Raw genomic sequence first — 18,420 nt, 5'->3', positions numbered from 1 at the left:
CGTGGGGGCGGCGGGTATTCAAGGTCGGTCCGGCTCAGATGGGGCGCGTATCGTCCGGGTCGACCGGGCGGCGTTGCGGCATCAGCAGCAGGTGGCTCGCGATCGGCCACAGCGCGGCCTCGACGAAGCCGTCCACCAGATAGCGCCAGCCGGGAAACGCGGCGCCCATCACGAGGCGGATCACGAACGGCACCAGCTGCGCGACGACGAGCAGCGGCGTGACGTACAGCACCTGCACGCCGATCGGCATCCACAGCACGCGGCGGTGGATCGTGATCGCGCCGTACGACAGCAGCGTATAGGCGAGCGCATGCTCGCCGAGCAGCCCCGCGTCATGCACGTCCATCAGGATGCCGAGCGCGAACGCGACGCCCATTCCGACCTTGCGCGGCTGGTGGATGTTCCAGAACAGCAGCACGAGCGCGACGAAGTCGGGCACGCCGGGCAGGCGGCCCCACGGCATCAGGTTCAGCAGGAACGCGGCGGCGAGGCTGAAGACGATGAAGTACGGGTTGACCGGCTGCAGGATGTATTGCGGGCGGTTCATCGCTGGGCTCCTGGTTGCCCGGCCGCGGGCTTCGCGGGCGCGGCGGCGGGCTTGGCCGGAGCGGCGGGGGCGGCAGGTGCAGCCGGCGCCGGTTTCGCGCCGGGTGCGGCCGCGGCGGCCGGCTTCGCGTTCGCGTCGGCCTTCTCGGCCTTGTCGCCCTTCGAGGCGGCCTTGGCGCCCTTCTTGCCCTTCGCGTTCTTGTCGGCCGGCTCGGGCTCGGCCGGGCGCGGCGGGACATCGTTCTGGTAATGCAGCACGAGCATCTGCCGCGCGCCGCGCACGGCGGCGACCGGCGCGCAGGTCACGCGCGCGAACGCGGTATCGGCGAGCTTGTCGACCTTCGCGACCTTCGCGACCGGCAGGCCCGGCGGATAGACGCCATCGAGGCCGCTCGTGACGAGCTCGTCGCCCGCGACGAGGTCCGAGCTCGTCGGCACGAAGCGCAGGTCGAGCGAATCGCCCTTCGGCGTGCCGTAGATCACGCTGCGCAGGCCGGTGCGCAGCACCTGCACGGGAATCGCGAGATCGCGGTCGGTGATCAGCGTGACTTCGGCCTGCAGCGGGAACACGCGCGTGACCTGGCCGATCACGCCGTCCTCGCTGACGACCGGCGCGCCGTTCTGGATGCCCTGCTGCGAACCCTGGCCGATCACGATCTTCTGCGTGAACGGGTCGCTGGTGTCGTACTGGATCTCGACCGGCGTCGAATGCGTCGCGATGTGCTGGCGCAGCTCGAGCACCGCGCGCAGATGCGTGTTCTCCTGCGCGAGCACCGCGGCCTGGTTGGCCTGCGTGGACAGCTGCAGGTTGCGCTTGCGCAGCGCGTCGTTCTCGTGGCGCAGCGACGCACCGGTGACGGCGATGTCGGCCGCGCCCATGAACAGGTCGCGCGGCACGAGCGCCGCGCGCTGCAGCGGGTACAGCACGGTGCCGAGCACGCCGCGGACGATTTCGAGCGTGCTGAAGCGCGCGTCCGATACGAGAAGCGCGATGGCGAGGGCGACGAAGAAGATGAGCCGCGCGAGCGCGGGCGGACCTTGCTTGAAGAGGGGCGGCGGACTGTATTCCATGGTCGGCGCCGGGCGCGTGGCGATCGGTTAAATAATGCTCAGACGCGCGAACGGCGTGGCGGTTCGTTCTGAACGAGCGATCCGGCCACGCCGCGGGTGCGCCATATCAAACGGGACTGCTTAGGCGATCACTCGTCGATCACTCGTACGAGAAGATGCTGCCCAGCTTGTCCATGCGTTCGAGCGCCATGCCCGAACCGCGTACGACGCAGGTGAGCGGATCTTCGGCGACGAGCACCGGCAGGCCGGTTTCTTCCGCGAGCAGGCGGTCGAGGTCGCGCAGCAGTGCGCCGCCGCCCGTCAGCATCATCCCGCGCTCGGCGATGTCGGCGCCGAGTTCCGGCGGCGTCTGCTCGAGGGCGATCTTCACCGACGACACGATCTGGTTCAGCGGATCGGTCAGCGCTTCGAGGATTTCGTTGCTGGAGATCGTGAAGCTGCGCGGAATGCCTTCCGACAGGTTGCGGCCCTTCACTTCCATTTCCTTGACTTCGGAGCCCGGGAACGCGGAGCCGATTTCCTTCTTGATCGCCTCGGCGGTTTGTTCGCCGATCAGCATCCCGTAGTTGCGGCGGATGTAGTTGACGATCGCTTCGTCGAACTTGTCGCCGCCGACGCGCACCGAGCCTTTGTAGACGATGCCGCCGAGCGAGATCACGCCGACTTCCGTGGTGCCGCCGCCGATGTCGACGACCATCGAGCCGGTGGCTTCCGACACCGGCAGGCCGGCGCCGATCGCGGCCGCCATCGGCTCCTCGATCAGGTAGACCTGCGATGCGCCGGCGCCGTGCGCGGCTTCCTTGATCGCGCGGCGCTCGACCTGGGTCGAGCCGCACGGCACGCAGATGATGATGCGCGGCGACGGCGAGAACATGCGCGACTCGTGCGCCGTCTTGATGAACTGCTTGATCATCTGCTCGGTGACGGTGAAGTCGGCGATCACGCCGTCCTTCATCGGGCGGATCGCCTCGATGTTGCCCGGCACCTTGCCGAGCATCTGCTTGGCTTCCTTGCCGACTGCCTGGATCGTCTTCTTGCCGTTGGGGCCGCCTTCCTGGCGGATCGACACGACCGACGGCTCATCGAGCACGATGCCCTTGCCGCGCATGTAGATCAGGGTGTTTGCGGTGCCGAGGTCGATCGCCAGGTCGTTGGAGAAGTAGCTGCGCAAAAAACCGAACATTCAGAATCCTGTTTCGCTCTGGGCCGGCCCTGCATAGCGAACGCTGAGGGCGGGCAGCGGAAAAAATAACAGCCTCGGGAAGCGTGGCGGAAGCGGCCGCCGCGGCGCACGAAGCTGCGAGTGATGTCTACCGGGAATCGCACGAAGCACGCACGGCTTGCCGAAGCGGGGCGAAACGGTGCGGGAAAAGGCTGCCGGGTTTGGGTCGAACGCGTAATGATACCTTATAATTTCGCGGTATTTGAATCGAAACGGACGGTATTTTTGCCGCTTCGGCCCTGATTTTTGAGGGTGGGATCGTACCCTCCAACCCCCCGCCGCAGCGCGCTTTTCGATGCGCTGCGCAGCCTTGTTTTTCCGGTGATCGCATGGCCCTGACCCTGACCGATGTGAAACGCATCGCGCACCTCGCGCGACTCGAAATGGCCGACGCCGACGCCGAGCATACGCTCGGCCAGCTCAATGAATTCTTCGGCCTCGTCGAGCAGATGCAGGCGGTCGACACCGCCGGCATCGCGCCGCTCGCCCACCCGATCGAACAGATCCAGGAAGTCGCGCAGCGCCTGCGCGACGACGCCGTGACGGAAGTCGTCAATCGCGACGACAACCAGCGTCCGGCGCCGGCCGTCCAGGACGGCCTCTATCTCGTGCCGAAGGTGATCGAGTAAGCATTCGATGAGAAGCGCGCCGGCCGGCCTGCGCCGCGCGCCACCCAGAATTCCCAGGAAAACCACTCAATGCACGCAAAAAGCCTGACCGAACTGCGCGCCGCGCTCGCCGCCAAGGAATGCTCGGCCGTCGAGCTCGCGCAGCTCTACCTGAAACGGATCGACGCGGCACGCGACCTGAACGCGTTCGTCCATGTCGATGCCGACCTCACTCTTGCGCAGGCGAAGGCCGCCGACGCCGAGCTCGCGCGCGGCGCGGGCGGCGCGCTGACCGGCCTGCCGATCGCGCACAAGGACGTGTTCGTCACGCGCGGCTGGCGCTCGACCGCCGGCTCGAAGATGCTCGCGAACTACGAAAGCCCGTTCGACGCGACCGTCGTCGCCCGCCTGCAGGCGGCCGGCATGGTCACGCTCGGCAAGACCAACATGGACGAGTTCGCGATGGGCTCGTCCAACGAGAACTCGGCGTTCGGCGCGGTGAAGAACCCGTGGGACACGAACGCCGTGCCGGGCGGCAGCTCGGGCGGCAGCTCGGCGGCCGTCGCCGCGCGCCTCGCGCCGGCCGCGACCGGCACCGACACCGGCGGCTCGATCCGCCAGCCCGCGTCGTTCGCGGGCGTAACGGGCATCAAGCCGACCTACGGCCGCGTGTCGCGCTACGGGATGATCGCGTTCGCGTCGTCGCTCGACCAGGGCGGCCCGATGGCGCAGAGCGCGTCCGACTGCGCGCTGCTGCTGAACGCGATGGCCGGCTTCGACGAGCGCGACTCGACGAGCCTCGAGCGCGACGACGAGGATTTCACGCGTCACCTCGGCCAGCCGTGGGCGGCCGGCAACGATGCGGGCAAGCCGCTCGCGGGGCTGCGCATCGGCCTGCCGAACGAGTATTTCGGTGATGGTCTGGCCGACGACGTGCGCGCGTCGATCGACGCGGCGCTCAAGCAGTATGAAGCGCTCGGCGCGACGCTCGTGCCGGTGTCGCTGCCGAAGACGGAACTGTCGATCCCCGTGTACTACGTGATCGCACCGGCGGAAGCATCGTCGAACCTGTCGCGTTTCGACGGCGTGCGCTTCGGCCACCGCGCCGCGCAGTACGGCGACCTGCTCGACATGTACAAGAAGTCGCGCGCCGAAGGCTTCGGCCCCGAGGTGAAGCGCCGGATCCTGGTCGGCACCTACGTGCTGTCGCACGGCTACTACGACGCGTACTACCTGCAGGCGCAGAAGATCCGCCGCATCATCGCGAACGATTTCCAGGAAGCGTTCAAGTCGTGCGACGTGATCATGGGCCCGGCGTCGCCGACGGTCGCATGGGATCTCGGCGCGAAGGGCGACGATCCGGTGCAGATGTATCTCGCGGATATCTACACGCTGTCGGTGAGCCTCGCCGGTCTGCCCGGCATGAGCGTGCCGTGCGGCTTCGGCGCCGGCGCGAACGCGAAGCGCCCGGTCGGTCTGCAGATCATCGGCAACTATTTCAACGAAGCCCGGATGCTGCAGGTCGCCGACGCGTTCCAGCGCGCGACCGACTGGCACAAGCAAGTTCCGGCAGGGGTGTAAGCAATGACTACGCAATGGGAAGTCGTCATCGGTCTCGAGACGCACGCGCAACTGTCGACCGTCTCGAAGATTTTCTCGGGCGCGTCGACGCAGTTCGGCGCGGAGCCGAACACGCAGGCTTGCCCGGTCGACCTGGCGCTGCCGGGCGTGCTGCCGGTGCTGAACCGCGGCGCGGTCGAGCGCGCGATCCGCTTCGGCCTCGCGATCGGCTCGACCATCGCGCCGCGCAGCATCTTCGCGCGCAAGAATTACTTCTACCCCGATCTGCCGAAGGGCTATCAGATCAGCCAGTACGAGATTCCGGTCGTGCAGGGCGGCCAGATCACGATCCAGGTGCCCGCCAACGAAAAGGCCGGCAAGGAAGCGTACGAGAAGACCGTCAACCTGACCCGCGCGCACCTCGAGGAAGATGCGGGCAAGTCGCTGCATGAAGACTTCGCCGGGATGACCGGGATCGACCTGAACCGCGCGGGCACGCCGCTGCTCGAGATCGTCACCGAGCCGGAAATGCGCAGCGCGGCCGAGGCCGTCGCGTATGCGAAGGCGCTGCACGCGCTCGTCGTGTGGCTCGGCATCTGCGACGGCAACATGCAGGAAGGCTCGTTCCGCTGCGACGCGAACGTGTCGGTGCGCCCGGTCGGCCAGGAAAAGTTCGGCACGCGTGCCGAGATCAAGAACCTGAACTCGTTCCGGTTCCTTGAAGAGGCGATCAACTACGAAGTGCGCCGCCAGATCGAGCTGATCGAGGACGGCGGCGAAGTCGTGCAGGAAACGCGCCTCTACGATCCGGACAAGCGCGAGACGCGTTCGATGCGCAGCAAGGAAGACGCGCACGACTACCGCTACTTCCCCGACCCCGACCTGATGCCGCTCGTGATCGGCCGTGACTGGGTCGAGCGCGTGCAGGCCGGCATGCCCGAGCTGCCGGCCGCGATGCAGCAGCGCTTCGTCGAGCAGTACGGCGTGTCCGCGTACGACGCGGGCGTGCTGACGTCGAGCAAGGCGATGGCCGCCTACTTCGAGGCGGTGGTCGCGAAGGCCGGCGCGGCGAACGCGAAGATCGCCGCGAACTGGCTGATGGGCGACGTGTCGTCGCAGCTGAACCGCGACGGCATCGAGATCGACGCGATTCCCGTGTCGGCCGCGCAGCTTGCGCTGGTGCTGCAGCGCATCGCCGACGGCACGATCTCGAACAAGATCGCGAAGGAAATCTTCGCGACGATCTGGGACGAGAAGGCGACCGACGAAGGCGCGGCCGACCGCATCATCGACGCGAAGGGCCTGAAGCAGATTTCCGACACCGGCGCGCTGGAAGCGATCATCGACGAGGTGCTGGCGGCGAACGCGAAGTCGGTCGAGGAGTTCCGCGCCGGCAAGGAAAAGGCGTTCAACGCGCTGATCGGCCAAGCGATGAAGGCGACCAAGGGCAAGGCCAATCCGCAGCAGGTCAACGAGCTGCTGAAGAAGAAACTCGGCTGAGCATGGCCGCGCGCCTGAACCGCGCCTGACCACGGGCCGCCGCCGAACCTGTTCGGGGCGGCCCGTCGTTTTGGTGCATGCGTTATCGTGTGCGCGTGTGCATCGCACCGTCCAACGGAGGAACGAATGGCGAAACAACCGTCGCTCGACGATTTCCGCGTGCCGTACAGCACGCGCGAGAAGGAAGCTGCCGCATTCAAGCTCGATGCGTTCGATCCGGCCGCGAAGCCGTTTTCGTCGGGGTCGAAGGACGCCGACCGCGAACGGCTGTCGGCCGTATCGACCGAGCTCGACGTCCAGCAGGAGCGCCTGCACACGCAGCAGAAGAAGCGCGTGCTGCTCGTGCTGCAGGGGATGGATACCAGCGGCAAGGACGGCACCGTGCGCGCCGTGTTCCGCGAGGTCGATCCGCTCGGCCTGCGCGTCGTGTCGTTCAAGGCGCCGACGCCGATCGAGGCCGCGCACGACTTCCTCTGGCGCGTGCATGCGCAGGTACCGGCCGCGGGCGAGCTCGCGATCTTCAACCGCAGCCACTACGAAGACGTGCTCGTGCCGCGCGTGATCGGCGCGATCGATGACAAGGAATGCGAGCGCCGCTACCGGCAGATCCGCGATTTCGAGACGATGCTGTTCGAGAACGGCACGACGATCGTCAAGTGCTTCCTGCACATCTCGAAGGACGAGCAGCGCGAGCGGCTGCAGGCGCGCATCGACGATCCGACCAAGCACTGGAAGTTCGACATCGCCGATCTCGACGCGCGCAAGCACTGGGAGGCGTACCAGTCGGCGTACCGCGATGCGCTCGCCGCGACGTCGGCCGAGCATGCGCCGTGGTACGTGATCCCGGCGAACTCGAAGACGCACCGCAACGTGATGATCGCCGAGCTGCTGCTGCGCACGATGACCGACATGAAGCTCGAATTCCCGCCGCCGAAGCCGGAACTCGAAGGCGTGAAGATCCGCTAGGCTGCGAACCTGCAACCACATCGAACTGAACTGAACAACGGAACCCGACATGATGCGAGTGATTACCGCCAACCTGAACGGCATCCGCTCCGCCGCGAAGAAGGGCTTCTTCGAATGGCTCGGCGAACAGAATGCCGACTGCGTGTGCGTGCAGGAAATCAAGGTATCGGCCGACGACCTGCCGGCCGAATTCGTCGAGCCGCACGGCTTCAGGAGCTACTTCCATCACGCCGAGAAGAAGGGCTACAGCGGCGCGGGCGTGTACAGCCGCCACGAGCCCGATGACGTGATCATCGGCTTCGGCAGCAGCGAATTCGACTCCGAGGGGCGCTACGTCGAGGCGCGCTACGGCAAGCTGTCGGTCGTGTCGGTGTATGTGCCGTCCGGCTCGAGCGGCGAAGAGCGCCAGCAGGCGAAGTACCGCTTCATGGACGAGTTCATGCCGCACCTCGCCGAGCTGAAGAAGAAGCGCGAGGTGATCCTGTGCGGCGACGTGAACATCGTGCACAAGGAAATCGACATCAAGAACTGGAAGAGCAACCAGAAGAATTCGGGCTGCCTGCCGGAAGAGCGCGCGTGGCTCACGCAGCTGTTCGACGATGTCGGCTACGTCGACGTGTTCCGCACGCTCGATCCGCGCCCCGAGCAGTACACGTGGTGGAGCAATCGCGGCCAGGCGTACGCGAAGAACGTCGGGTGGCGGATCGATTACCAGATCGCGACGCCGGGCGTGGCCGGCACCGCGAAGCGCACGTCGATCTTCAAGGACATCAAGTTCAGCGATCACGCGCCGCTGACGGTCGATTACGACTACAAGAAGTGAGCGTCGGCGCGACGCGCTGCGCGTCGCCGTCGAGTCGTCCGGTCGCCGGACGCAAAACGGGGCCGCATGTCGAACATGCGGCCCCGTTTCGTTTGGTGCGTCGCTTACTGCTTGATCGACGCCATGTCGATCACGAACCGGTACTTCACGTCGCTCTTCAGCATCCGCTCGTAAGCGGCATTGATCTGCTGCATCGGAATCGTTTCGATATCCGACGTAATGCCGTGCTCCGCGCAGAAGTCGAGCATTTCCTGCGTTTCCGCGATCCCGCCGATCAGCGAGCCCGCGAGGCGGCGGCGCTTGAAGATCAGGTTGAACACCTGCGGCGACGGATGGTCGTGCTCCGGCGCGCCGACGAGCGTCATCGTGCCGTCGCGCTTCAGCAGGTGCAGGAACGGATTCAGGTCGTGCTGCGCGGCGACCGTGTTCAGGATGAAGTCGAAGCTGTTCAGGTGCGCGTTCATCTGCGCTTCGTCCTTCGAGATCACGACCTCATGCGCGCCGAGACGCTTGCCGTCCTCGATCTTCGACGGCGACGTCGTGAACAGCACGACGTGCGCGCCCATCGCGCGCGCGAGCTTCACGCCCATGTGACCGAGGCCGCCGAGGCCGACGATCCCGACCTTCTTGCCGGGCCCGACGTTCCACTGGCGCAGCGGCGAATAGGTCGTGATCCCCGCGCACAACAGCGGCGCGGCGCCGGCCGGGTCGAGTGTCTCGGGCACGCGCAGCACGAATGCCTCGTCGACGACGAGCTGCGTCGAATAGCCGCCGTACGTGACGTCGCCGGTCACGCGGTCCTGGCCGTTGTAGGTGCCGACGAAGCCGTTCTCGCAATACTGCTCGAGGCCTTCCGCGCAGCTCGGGCAGGTGCGGCACGAATCGACGAGACAGCCGACGCCGACCAGCTCACCGACCTTGAAGCGCGACACTTGCGGGCCGGTCGCGGTCACGCGGCCGACGATTTCATGGCCCGGCACGACCGGGTAGATCGTGTTGCGCCATTCGTTGCGGGCCTGGTGCAGGTCCGAGTGGCAGACGCCGCAGTAGAGCACCTCGATCTGGACGTCGAGGTCGCGCAGCGCGCGGCGCTGGAATTCGAACGGGGCGAGCGGCGAGCGCGCGTCGGTCGCCGCGTAAGCGTAGGTTGTGCTCATGCAGGGGGCTCCTTGTCCGGCAAAAAGTCCGGCGAATCAGACTGCCGCCGCATCATGTGGCGACGCGGCGAGACAGGTGCCCATCGTAAGGAGCGGGCCGCGTCGGCGAAATACACGAAGGTCTCGAAGATTTGCCTATTCCTCTCGAAGTGCACGCGAACGGCCGTCAAAACGCTTTCAAGGTGCTACATTGCGAGCCTGATTCTCTTGCCGGACATGACGACGCCCGTGAGCTTCCAACCCCTTTTCGACGACACGGGCGACCGTGTGCGGCGCCGCATGATCGAGCTGCATGCGCGTCTCGCGCCGAACGAGGGCGATACGCCGGCGGCGCTCGACGGCGTGCGCTTCTTCCGCGTGAACCGCCCCGTGCCGCGCATGCCGGTGCTGTACGAACCGAGCATCATCGTCGTGTGCCAGGGCCGCAAGCTCGGCTATCTCGGCGACCGCTCGTTCGTCTACGACGCGCAGCAGTATCTCGTGCTGTCGGTGCCGCTACCGTTCGAATGCGAGACCTTCGCGAGCATGGACGAGCCGTTTCTCGCGATCTCGATCCGCGTCGATCTCGCGGTGATCGCCGAGCTCGCGATCCTGCTCGACGAGACGCTGGGTGCTTCAGTCAGCGAGCCGCACGGCGTCTATTCGACGCCGCTCGACGCGCCGCTCGCCGACGCGGTGGTGCGGCTGCTCGAAGCGCTCGCGTCGCCGCACGACACGTGCGTGCTCGGGCCGGCGATCATGCGCGAGATCGCATACCGCGTGCTGACGGGGGCGCAGGGCGACGCGATTCGGGCGGCGCTCGTCCAGCAGCATCATTTCGGCCGCATCGCGAAGGCGCTGCGGCGCATCCATGCGGACCTGAAGGCCGATCTCGACGTCGAGACGCTCGCGCGCGAGGCCGGGATGAGCGTTGCGGTGTTCCACGCGCAGTTCAAGCACGTGACGGCGACGTCGCCGATGCAGTATGTGAAGGCCGCGCGCCTGCACCAGGCCCGGTTGATGATGGTGCAGGACGGTCTCGGCGCGGGTGCGGCGTCGGCACGGGTCGGTTATGCGAGCGCGTCGCAGTTCAGCCGCGAGTTCAAGCGGCTGTTCGGCCGCAGCCCGGGAGACGAAGTACGCTGGATGCGCGAAATCGGCAGCCGGCCGGTCGAGTCGGAAGTCGGCGCGTAGCGCCTGGCCTCGTGCGCCGGTGATGCGTGCCGGTGATTCCCGGGGAAGCCGCCGGGTGCGGCGCTCAGCGCCGTACGACCTTGCGCCGCTGCGCGCTGATGCCCGCGTAGTCGGGCAGCGTGTCGACGCGTTTGGCCGTCGCCTTCGCATACAGCGGCATCAGGTCCGGCAGGCGGTTCAGCAGATCCTGCCGCCGCGCGGCGCTGTACGGATGCATGTAGATGAAGCCCGACGTCTTGTTCGCGCGCGTCGCCGCCGCGAGCTTGTCCCACAGCGTGATCGCCGCGCGCGGATCGAAGCCCGCGCGGGCGGCGATGTCGCCGCCGATCACGTCGGCTTCGGTTTCGTCGGTCGGGTCGTAGCGCAGCGTCTGCAGGCGTTCGCCGAGGTTCAGCGCCTGCGGCAACGGATCGCCGACGCCGAACAGCGGCGGCAGCGTGGCGGCGCGCAGCGACGTTTGCGACGTCGCGCTGAAATTGCTGCGCGCGTGTTCGCGCAGCGCATGCGCGATGCCGTGTGCGATCAGCACGCCGAACTCGTCGTCGTTCAGGCGGACGCGATCGAGCAGCCCGCCGTACACGAGCACCTTGCCGCCCGGCAGGCAGGTGATGCGGATGTCGCGCGAGCGGATCACGTTGACGTCCCACGCCCAGCTCTTCACACGATCGTTCCACTTCACCGAATACGGCGCGAGCTTCATGACGATCGCGCGCAGCCGCTTCACGCGCGGCTGGTTCGCGGGCAGCAGGCGGTCGCTGTCGGCGGCGGCCTGGACGATCTGCGCGTATTCGTTCGCGGTGAGTTGTTCGAGCAGCGGCGACGGGATCAGCGTGCGGAACGCGATCGCATTGCCGTAGCGAACCTGCTGCGGCGCCGGCGTATAGGCTTTCGCGGGCACGGCGGCGCCGGTCGGCTGCGCGGCTTCGGCTGCAGGCGGGGGAGCGGATGCAGCCGGTGTGGACGGCGATGCCGGGGCAGCGGGCGCGGAGCCGGCCATGGCCGCAACGGTGTCGGACGCATGAGCGCTTCCCGCCGCGCCAAGCGTCGCGAAGCCGACGCCCAGCGCGGCGGCGACGCGCGCCACGCGATGCAGGCGGTCATTGCGCACGGCTGGCCTCGCCGTTGCGCGCGGTGCCGTTCCACGGCGCGATCTTGAACAGCAGCAGCATGCCGGGGATCGCGAGCGCGGTGCACACGATGAAGTAGTCGAACCAGCCGATCTTCGCGACGATGAAGCCGCTCGCGGCCGATGCGAGGGTGCGCGGCACGGACGCGAGGCTCGTGAACAGCGCGAACTGCGTGGCCGTGTAGCGCGGATCGGTCGTGCTCGCGATATACGCGACGAACGCGGCCATCGTCAGGCCGGTCGTGAAGGTTTCGACGCCGTAGACGATCGCGAGCGCGACCGTCATCGGGCTGAATTGCGGCGTGACCGCGACGCCGAACACGGACAGCGCCGCCGCGATCGCATGGCTCGTCGATACCGTGAAGTCGTACAGCATCGCGAGCACCGGCGAGCCGGGGCCGAGTTGCGCGAGCCATGCGAAGCCGAGCGTCGACACCATCTGCAGCGCGCCGAAGATCCACAGCCCGCGGCCGATCCCGATCTTCACGAGCCAGACGCCGCCGATGATGCCGCCGGCGACGCTCGCGACGAGCGCGGTGGTCTTCGCGACGATGCCGATCTCGGTGCGCGTGAAGCCGATGTCGAGGAAGAACGACGTCGACAGCGTGGTGGCCATCGTGTCGCCGATCTTGAACAGGAAGATGAACGCGATGACGAGCAGCGCGCCGCTCCAGCCGTCGCGCTGGATGAATTCGCGGAACGGCAGCACGATCGCGTCGCGCAGGTTGCGCGGCGGCGCGCCGACGACTTCCGGTTCGCGCACGAGCAGCGTCATCAGGATGCCCGGCAGCATGAACGCGCCGGTGAGCGCGAACACGGCGTCCCATGGCATGTGGTCGGACAGGATCAGCGCGAGCGAGCCGGGGATCAGCGCGGCGAGCTTGTATGCGTTCACGTGCACCGCGTTGCCGAGGCCTTGCTCGGTGTCGCGCAGCAGTTCGCGGCGATAGGCGTCGATCACGATGTCGGAGCTTGCGCCGAAGAACGCGACGAGCGTCGTGAGCGCGGCGACCGTCCAGATCGAGTCGCGCGGCGACACGAAGCCGAGCGCGGCGATCGCGCCGGCGACCAGCACCTGCGTGAGCAGCATCCAGCCGCGCCGGCGGCCCGGCCGCCAGCCGGGCAGGCGCGGGATGTAGCGGTCCATCAGCGGCGCCCACAGGAACTTCCACGTATACGGGAACTGGATCAGCGCGAACAGGCCGATTTCCTTCAGGTTCACGCCCTCGGAGCGCAGCCATGCCTGCACGAGGTAGACGAGCGTGAACAGGGGCAGCCCCGACGTGAAGCCCAGGAACACGCAGATCAGCATGTGCGTGTTCAGATAGGCGCGCCAGCCGGGGTGATCCTCGTGAGCGGTGAGTGCGGGCGCCTCGTGTGGCGTTTTGGACATGGACGGAAACTGGGTAGCGTTGACTGATGGCGGCGGCAGCGCAGGCGGCGGCGCGGGTAGCACAGGAGCGCGGCCGTACGTGCGTGCGGGCCGTCGGCGTCCGTCAACGGCCCCCCGGCTCAGCTGCGCTTGACGCGATAGACAGCAAGACTACCACGCCAGTTCGCTCCCCATCGAATCGGCTGGCCTTCGTGCAGCACGATGCGGTCGAGGATCGTGACGCCGACTTCGGGCGCGAGCGCCTCGAAATCCTTGATCGTCAGCACCCGGACGTTCGGCGTGTTGTGCCACTGGTAAGGCAGCGACTTCGACACCGGCATCCGGCCGCGCAGCACCGACAACCGGTGCGCCCAGTAGCCGAAGTTCGGGAACGACACGATGCATTCGCGTCCGACGCGCGCGGTTTCGCGCAGGATCGCGGCCGTCTGGTGGATCGTCTGAAGGGTTTGCGACAGGATCGCGAAATCGAAGCTGTGATCCTCGAACAGGCGCAGGCCGTCCTCGAGGTTCTGCTGGATCACGTTGATCCCGTTCTTCGCGCTGGCGAGCACGCCCGCGTCGTTCAGTTCGATCCCGTAGCCGGACACGTCGAGTTCTTCCGACAGCAGCGACAGCAGCGAGCCGTCGCCGCAGCCGAGGTCGAGCACGGTCGCGCGCGGTTCGACCCAGCGGGCGATCGCGCGGAAGTCCGCGCGGGCGGACAGGGAATTCAGTGCTTGCTGGTTCATGCCCCCACCTCGATGGCGATTCGTTCGTAATACGCGCGGAGCAGGTTGTGATAGCGCGCGTCGTCGAGCAGGAACGCGTCGTGGCCGTGCGGCGCGTCGATTTCCGCGTAGCTGACCGTGCGCTTGTTGTCGAGCAGCGCCTTCACGATCTCGCGCGAACGCGCCGGCGCGAAGCGCCAGTCGGTCGAGAAGCTCGCGATCAGGTATTTCGCCTGCGTGTGCGCGAGCGCGGCCGTCAGGTTGCCGTCGAACGCCTTCGCCGGATCGAAGTAGTCGAGCGCGCGCGTGATCAGCAGATAGGTGTTCGCGTCGAAGTAGTCGGCGAACTTGTCGCCCTGATAGCGCAGGTACGACTCGACCTCGAACTCCACGTCGAAGCTGAAGTTGTACGCGTCGAGCGCGCCGTCCGCACGGCGCAGCGCACGGCCGAATTTCTCGGCCATGTCGTCGTCGGACAGGTACGTGATGTGGCCGATCATCCGCGCGACGCGCAGGCCGCGCTTCGGCTTCACGCCGTGTGCGTAGTAGTCGCCGCCGTGGAAGTCGGGATCGGACAGGATCGCCGAGCGTGCGACCTCGTTGAACGCGATGTTCTGCGCGGACAGCTTCGGTGTCGACGCGATGTCGATGCAGTGCGCGACGCGCTCCGGATACATCAGGCTCCACGCGAGCGCCTGCATCCCGCCGAGGCTGCCGCCCATCACGGCGGCGAAGCGCTCGATGCCGAATGCGTCGGCGACGCGCGCCTGCGCGTGCACCCAGTCCTCGACGGTGACGACGGGGAAGCGCGCGCCGTACGGCTTGCCGGTCGACGGATCGATGCTCATCGGGCCGGTCGAGCCGAAACACGACCCGAGATTGTTCACGCCGATCACGAAGAAGCGGTTGGTGTCGAGCGGCTTGCCGGGGCCGACCATGTTGTCCCACCAGCCGGTGCTGCGCGGATCGTCCGCGTAGACGCCGGCGACGTGGTGCGACGCGTTGAGCGCGTGGCAGACGAGCACCGCGTTCGAGCGCGCGGCGTTGAGCTCGCCGTACGTCTCGACGACGAGCTGATAGTTGCCGATCACGCTGCCGCTTTGCAAGCGCAGCGGTTCGGCGAAGTGCATGGTCTGTGGAGCGACGATGCCGATCGATTCCATTCGTTCCGCCTTATGCCATATGACTGGGCGGCTAAATGGTGTCGGCGAGGCGCGGAGTCGAAGGTGCGCGGCTGACGACCTCTTTAGCCGCATTTGTAGTGAACCGCCGGGGAACGACGCATCGACGCGTCAAGGCCCCGGCCGGTTCGCGCGCCCGCAATCGAGTCAGCAAATCGGCGCGCTTCCGGCCTGCCGCCAAGGGGGCGGCAAGTCGGCAAAGTATAGCGGAATTCCGCCGGAGGCGGATTGCATCGGGGCGTGCGGCCCGCTGGCCCGTTACCAGCAGCGGTACTTTGCCGTGAATTGCCCCGTGGCCACCGAGTAGTCGGACAGGTTGCCTTCCGCGCGGAGGCTGGCCGATATCGAGAAGCGCTGGCTCACTTGTCCGGTCGTGCCGAGTCGGATGGAAGCGCGCGTCACTGCAGAATCAGCCGCAAATGCGCATCGGCCTGTTCCCCGGGCGGCTTCTGGAACCCGCCTTTGGCAAAGCGATGCCACCGGCCGATCACATAGCTGACGAGCAGGCTTGCGCGCGCGGCGGGATCGTAATCGGCCGGCAGCACGAACGGCGCCGCGCCGTCGGGCGCCTGGGATTCGGTGCGCGCGACCCGCAGGCACTGCTTGACGGTCGCCTCGATCCGGTCGAGCAGCTGGTTCACGCGCTCGGTGAGCCGCTCGTCCTCGCCGACCAGCGCCTCGCCGGTCAGCACGCGCGTCATGCCGGGGTTCTTCGCGGCGAAATTGAGCATCGTCAGCGCGATCGTGCGTGCCTGCAGCACGCCGTTCGGCTCCTTCGCGACGATCTGGTTGACGAGGCCGAACAGCGCCTGCTCGATGAACTCGATCAGCCCTTCGTACATCTTCGCCTTGCTGGAGAAGTGCCGGTACAGCGCGGCTTCCGACACGTCGAGCCGGGCCGCGAGCGAGGCCGTCGTGATTTTTTCGGGCTTCGGCGCCTCCAGCATCGCGGCGAGCGTCTGCAGGATCATCACGCGCCGCTCGCCCGGCTTCGGGCGCGGGCGGGACGGCGTGGCCTGGTCTTCCGTTACGGCTTGGTCCTGCGGGTAAGTCGGCTGCATTTTTGTCGCCCCGATCGTGTGCCCAGTCGCAGCGATTTTAACGAACGAATGCGCTGGTCGACATAATGCGGCCGGCCGATGTTCGGCAGATGACCCGGAAGGTGGCCCGTGATCCATACGGTGCCGATGCCGAGGCGCTTGTAGCGCTTCAGGTGGCTGCGGGTATCCTCGACGAGGATCGCGTCGGCGAGCCGCGCGTGCGCGGCGCGCAGCGTGCGGCGCAGCATCGTGTGATCGGGCTTTGCGCGCCACGCACGCCGGTCTCGCATGTGCTCGATCGCGATCACGCGCTCGAACAGGCGTTCGATGCGCAGCTCGCGCAGCACCGCGCGCGCGTAGTTCTCGGGCGCGTTGGTCAGCACGAACTTGCGGCCCGGCAGCGCGGCGATGATGCGCGCAAGGCCGCGCTCGGCGCGCAGCATCGCGGGCAGGTCGGAAAACGTGTGCACGACCCGCAGGAAGTCGTTCGGATCGATCGGATGGTGGCGCGTGAGGCCGAGGAGCGCGGCGCCGTAGCGCTGCGTGTAGCCGGTGCGCAGGCGATCGGCTTCGACGCGCCCGACGTGGAGCGTGTCGATGATGTATTGCGTCATCGCGCGGTTGATCTCCGGGAAGATCGCGTGCGATGCGTGGTGAAGCGTGTTGTCGAGATCGAACAGCCAGACAGGCGAGCCGGCGCGCGGCCGGCTGCGGGAGATGCGCCGGCGTCGCAGCGACGCCGGCAGGTCGGGGCGGGTGGTCTTGCGGCGCGCGCTCAATGCGAGCGGATCATCGTGCCGAACGGCTGCTCGGTCAGGATTTCCAGCAGCACCGAGTGCTCGATGCGGCCGTCGACGATGTGCACCGACTTCACGCCGCTCTTCGCCGCGTCGAGCGCCGACGAGATCTTCGGCAGCATGCCGCCCGAGATCGTGCCGTCCTCGAACAGCGCGTCGATCTCGCGCGCCGACAGGTCGGTCAGCAGGTTGCCGTCCTTGTCCATCACGCCGGGGATGTTGGTCATCATCAGCAGCTTCTCGGCGTTCAGCACCGTGGCGAGCTTGCCCGCGACCAGATCGGCGTTGATGTTGTATGAGAGGCCGTCCTCGCCGAAGCCGATCGGCGAGATCACCGGGATGAATGCGTCGTCCTGCAGCGCCTTCACGACCGCCGGGTTGATCGCCTCGACTTCGCCGACCTGGCCGATGTCGATGTACTGGCCCGGATTGTCGCGGTCCGGCATCAGCAGCTTGCGAGCATGGATCAGGCCGCCGTCCTTGCCCGTCAGGCCCACCGCATGGCCGCCGAAGTGGTTGATCAGCATCACGATGTCCTGCTGGACTTCGCCGCCCAGCACCCATTCGACGACTTCCATCGTTTCTTCGTCGGTGACGCGCATGCCCTGGATGAAGGTGCCGGCCTTGCCGATCTTCTTCAGCGCATGATCGATCTGCGGGCCGCCGCCGTGGACGATCACCGGATTGATGCCGACCAGTTTCAGCAGGATCACGTCGCGCGCGAAACCCTGCTTGAGCCGCTCTTCCGTCATCGCGTTGCCGCCGTATTTGATCACCACGGTCTTGCCGTGGTAGCGGCGGATGTACGGCAGCGCCTCGGCGAGGATTTCTGCCTTCAGCGTGGGGGCGATCTGCGAGAGGTCGATGGGCTCGGACATGGCGGCGGCTCTGGCTGGGAACGGTTGAAACAGGGCGAATTGTACAGGAGTGGCGCAGCGCAGCATCGGGTTTTTGGGCTGGCCGGACGGCCGATCGCGCGGGCCCGGCGCCACGCGCGGCGGCCCGTCGGCCATGGCGCCGGACCCTGCGCCGGACCCTGCGCCGAACCCCACGCCGAACCCCACGCCGAACCCTGCGCCGACCCCCGCGCCGGCGGCGCGAGCGGGGCGACGTGCGCCGCGTGCGGCGCGGTGTCGGCGGCACGCATCGGCCGGACGGCAGACGTGCAAAATCCGTGCGCCGCGCTATGCTTGTCGCGTAGGGCGACGTGCATGCCCGCTTTCACGCTTGAGCCATGACCGATTCCGCCGCCGCCGCCCGTTCGACCCCGCGCCGAGCGCGTTGCCCGCACTGCGGGCGCGGCTTCGACTGCGGCGCCGGCACGCAGCCGTTCGAGTGCTGGTGTGCATCGATGCCGGCCCTGCCCGGCGGCGCGCCGTCGGCAGCCGGTACGCGTTGCCGCTGTCCGGAGTGCCTCGCCGACGAGATCGCGCAACGCATGACCGGTGCGGCCGGCTGACGGTTGCCGGCCCGTGCAACCCGATGCGACGCCGGCTCGCCCGGTGCTCCGTTCGTCCCCACCGATCCGGCCCCCGGTAGAGGCGCCGGGC

General features: G+C 67.3%; 18 protein-coding genes. 7 read left to right on the top strand and 11 right to left on the bottom strand.

Annotated elements, in window-relative coordinates:
* Positions 1-34 precede the first annotated feature (34 nt).
* The 3 genes from mreD to DIE04_RS14265 form a co-directional block, all read right to left on the bottom strand.
* Positions 35-547, bottom strand: a complete 513-nt coding sequence (gene mreD, locus DIE04_RS14275; protein ID WP_009687274.1) for a rod shape-determining protein MreD — start codon at positions 545-547, stop codon at positions 35-37.
* Complete coding sequence (mreC, locus tag DIE04_RS14270; protein ID WP_124520556.1) at positions 544-1,617, bottom strand: rod shape-determining protein MreC; 1,074 nt, start codon at positions 1,615-1,617, stop codon at positions 544-546. Before mreC ends, mreD begins: the two co-directional genes overlap by 4 nt.
* Before the next feature lie 139 nt (positions 1,618-1,756).
* Positions 1,757-2,800 (bottom strand): rod shape-determining protein, encoded by a 1,044-nt coding sequence (locus tag DIE04_RS14265; protein ID WP_004189550.1) that lies wholly within the window; start codon positions 2,798-2,800, stop codon positions 1,757-1,759.
* 368 nt (positions 2,801-3,168) lie between these two features.
* Here DIE04_RS14265 and gatC point away from each other — a divergent pair, with 368 nt between their 5' ends.
* From gatC to DIE04_RS14240, 5 genes are all read left to right on the top strand, one after another.
* Entirely contained in the window at positions 3,169-3,468 is a 300-nt protein-coding gene (gene gatC, locus DIE04_RS14260) for an Asp-tRNA(Asn)/Glu-tRNA(Gln) amidotransferase subunit GatC (RefSeq protein ID WP_006407213.1), read from the top strand.
* 69 nt (positions 3,469-3,537) lie between these two features.
* On the top strand, positions 3,538-5,028 hold the full coding sequence (gene gatA, locus DIE04_RS14255; protein ID WP_124486699.1) for an Asp-tRNA(Asn)/Glu-tRNA(Gln) amidotransferase subunit GatA: 1,491 nt from the start codon (positions 3,538-3,540) through the stop codon (positions 5,026-5,028).
* Between the two features lie 3 nt (positions 5,029-5,031).
* Positions 5,032-6,507 (top strand): Asp-tRNA(Asn)/Glu-tRNA(Gln) amidotransferase subunit GatB, encoded by a 1,476-nt coding sequence (gene gatB / locus DIE04_RS14250; protein WP_044847823.1) that lies wholly within the window; start codon positions 5,032-5,034, stop codon positions 6,505-6,507.
* A 126-nt stretch (positions 6,508-6,633) separates the two neighbouring features.
* Positions 6,634-7,473 carry a polyphosphate kinase 2 family protein gene (locus DIE04_RS14245; RefSeq protein ID WP_124486698.1) on the top strand — a complete coding sequence of 280 codons (840 nt, stop codon included), beginning with the start codon at positions 6,634-6,636 and terminating at the stop codon, positions 7,471-7,473.
* Between the two features lie 49 nt (positions 7,474-7,522).
* Positions 7,523-8,296: an exodeoxyribonuclease III gene (locus tag DIE04_RS14240; RefSeq protein ID WP_044847825.1), complete on the top strand. Its 774-nt coding sequence runs from the start codon at positions 7,523-7,525 to the stop codon at positions 8,294-8,296.
* 104 nt (positions 8,297-8,400) lie between these two features.
* Here the strand turns inward: DIE04_RS14240 and DIE04_RS14235 are convergent, their stop codons facing one another.
* Positions 8,401-9,453, bottom strand: coding sequence for an NAD(P)-dependent alcohol dehydrogenase (locus DIE04_RS14235; RefSeq protein WP_124520555.1), 1,053 nt, complete (start codon positions 9,451-9,453; stop codon positions 8,401-8,403).
* A gap of 228 nt (positions 9,454-9,681) precedes the next feature.
* Between DIE04_RS14235 and DIE04_RS14230 the strand changes: the two genes are divergently transcribed.
* Entirely contained in the window at positions 9,682-10,626 is a 945-nt protein-coding gene (locus tag DIE04_RS14230) for an AraC family transcriptional regulator (RefSeq protein ID WP_044847827.1), read from the top strand.
* Positions 10,627-10,690: 64 nt separating this feature from the next.
* Here DIE04_RS14230 and DIE04_RS14225 read toward each other — a convergent pair whose 3' ends face one another.
* The 7 genes from DIE04_RS14225 to argB all read right to left on the bottom strand — a co-directional run bounded on the left by DIE04_RS14225 (position 10,691) and on the right by argB (position 17,748).
* Positions 10,691-11,734, bottom strand: a complete 1,044-nt coding sequence (locus DIE04_RS14225) for a M48 family metallopeptidase (protein WP_124520554.1) — start codon at positions 11,732-11,734, stop codon at positions 10,691-10,693.
* Positions 11,724-13,145, bottom strand: coding sequence for an AmpG family muropeptide MFS transporter (locus DIE04_RS14220; protein ID WP_124486695.1), 1,422 nt, complete (start codon positions 13,143-13,145; stop codon positions 11,724-11,726). The genes DIE04_RS14225 and DIE04_RS14220 overlap by 11 nt, the downstream gene beginning before the upstream one ends.
* 119 nt (positions 13,146-13,264) lie before the next feature.
* Complete coding sequence (gene metW, locus DIE04_RS14215) at positions 13,265-13,873, bottom strand: methionine biosynthesis protein MetW (protein ID WP_044847830.1); 609 nt, start codon at positions 13,871-13,873, stop codon at positions 13,265-13,267.
* Positions 13,870-15,015 carry a homoserine O-acetyltransferase gene (locus DIE04_RS14210; protein WP_044847831.1) on the bottom strand — a complete coding sequence of 382 codons (1,146 nt, stop codon included), beginning with the start codon at positions 15,013-15,015 and terminating at the stop codon, positions 13,870-13,872. Before DIE04_RS14210 ends, metW begins: the two co-directional genes overlap by 4 nt.
* A gap of 416 nt (positions 15,016-15,431) precedes the next feature.
* Positions 15,432-16,094, bottom strand: a complete 663-nt coding sequence (slmA, locus tag DIE04_RS14200; RefSeq protein ID WP_124486693.1) for a nucleoid occlusion factor SlmA — start codon at positions 16,092-16,094, stop codon at positions 15,432-15,434.
* Positions 16,061-16,852, bottom strand: a complete 792-nt coding sequence (locus DIE04_RS14195; RefSeq protein WP_124486692.1) for an HAD-IA family hydrolase — start codon at positions 16,850-16,852, stop codon at positions 16,061-16,063. The genes slmA and DIE04_RS14195 overlap by 34 nt, the downstream gene beginning before the upstream one ends.
* A complete protein-coding gene (gene argB / locus DIE04_RS14190; protein WP_006490510.1) occupies positions 16,849-17,748 on the bottom strand; it encodes an acetylglutamate kinase in 900 nt (299 codons plus the stop codon). The genes DIE04_RS14195 and argB overlap by 4 nt, the downstream gene beginning before the upstream one ends.
* A 356-nt stretch (positions 17,749-18,104) precedes the next feature.
* Here argB and DIE04_RS14180 point away from each other — a divergent pair, with 356 nt between their 5' ends.
* Positions 18,105-18,329 carry a cysteine-rich CWC family protein gene (locus DIE04_RS14180; protein WP_124486691.1) on the top strand — a complete coding sequence of 75 codons (225 nt, stop codon included), beginning with the start codon at positions 18,105-18,107 and terminating at the stop codon, positions 18,327-18,329.
* Positions 18,330-18,420: the final 91 nt, after the last annotated feature.

The sequence above is a fragment of the Burkholderia sp. Bp8994 genome (genome assembly GCF_003853805.1).
Classification (GTDB): Bacteria; Pseudomonadota; Gammaproteobacteria; order Burkholderiales; family Burkholderiaceae; genus Burkholderia.
Note: the sequence above shows the minus strand (reverse complement) of the source record. Positions and strands in the feature narration are given on the sequence as shown.

What these genes read in the sequence shown, in the direction of transcription:
- mreC (WP_124520556.1), bottom strand. Translation starts at nt 1,617, where the DNA reads ATGGAATACAGTCCGCCGCCCCTCTTCAAGCAAGGTCCGCCCGCGCTC.
- DIE04_RS14235 (WP_124520555.1), bottom strand. Translation starts at nt 9,453, where the DNA reads ATGAGCACAACCTACGCTTACGCGGCGACCGACGCGCGCTCGCCGCTC.
- DIE04_RS14220 (WP_124486695.1), bottom strand. Translation starts at nt 13,145, where the DNA reads ATGTCCAAAACGCCACACGAGGCGCCCGCACTCACCGCTCACGAGGAT.
- gatA (WP_124486699.1), top strand. Translation starts at nt 3,538, where the DNA reads ATGCACGCAAAAAGCCTGACCGAACTGCGCGCCGCGCTCGCCGCCAAG.
- gatC (WP_006407213.1), top strand. Translation starts at nt 3,169, where the DNA reads ATGGCCCTGACCCTGACCGATGTGAAACGCATCGCGCACCTCGCGCGA.
- DIE04_RS14210 (WP_044847831.1), bottom strand. Translation starts at nt 15,015, where the DNA reads ATGGAATCGATCGGCATCGTCGCTCCACAGACCATGCACTTCGCCGAA.
- DIE04_RS14265 (WP_004189550.1), bottom strand. Translation starts at nt 2,800, where the DNA reads ATGTTCGGTTTTTTGCGCAGCTACTTCTCCAACGACCTGGCGATCGAC.
- gatB (WP_044847823.1), top strand. Translation starts at nt 5,032, where the DNA reads ATGACTACGCAATGGGAAGTCGTCATCGGTCTCGAGACGCACGCGCAA.
- mreD (WP_009687274.1), bottom strand. Translation starts at nt 547, where the DNA reads ATGAACCGCCCGCAATACATCCTGCAGCCGGTCAACCCGTACTTCATC.
- metW (WP_044847830.1), bottom strand. Translation starts at nt 13,873, where the DNA reads ATGAACCAGCAAGCACTGAATTCCCTGTCCGCCCGCGCGGACTTCCGC.
- argB (WP_006490510.1), bottom strand. Translation starts at nt 17,748, where the DNA reads ATGTCCGAGCCCATCGACCTCTCGCAGATCGCCCCCACGCTGAAGGCA.
- DIE04_RS14180 (WP_124486691.1), top strand. Translation starts at nt 18,105, where the DNA reads ATGACCGATTCCGCCGCCGCCGCCCGTTCGACCCCGCGCCGAGCGCGT.
- slmA (WP_124486693.1), bottom strand. Translation starts at nt 16,094, where the DNA reads ATGCAGCCGACTTACCCGCAGGACCAAGCCGTAACGGAAGACCAGGCC.
- DIE04_RS14245 (WP_124486698.1), top strand. Translation starts at nt 6,634, where the DNA reads ATGGCGAAACAACCGTCGCTCGACGATTTCCGCGTGCCGTACAGCACG.
- DIE04_RS14240 (WP_044847825.1), top strand. Translation starts at nt 7,523, where the DNA reads ATGATGCGAGTGATTACCGCCAACCTGAACGGCATCCGCTCCGCCGCG.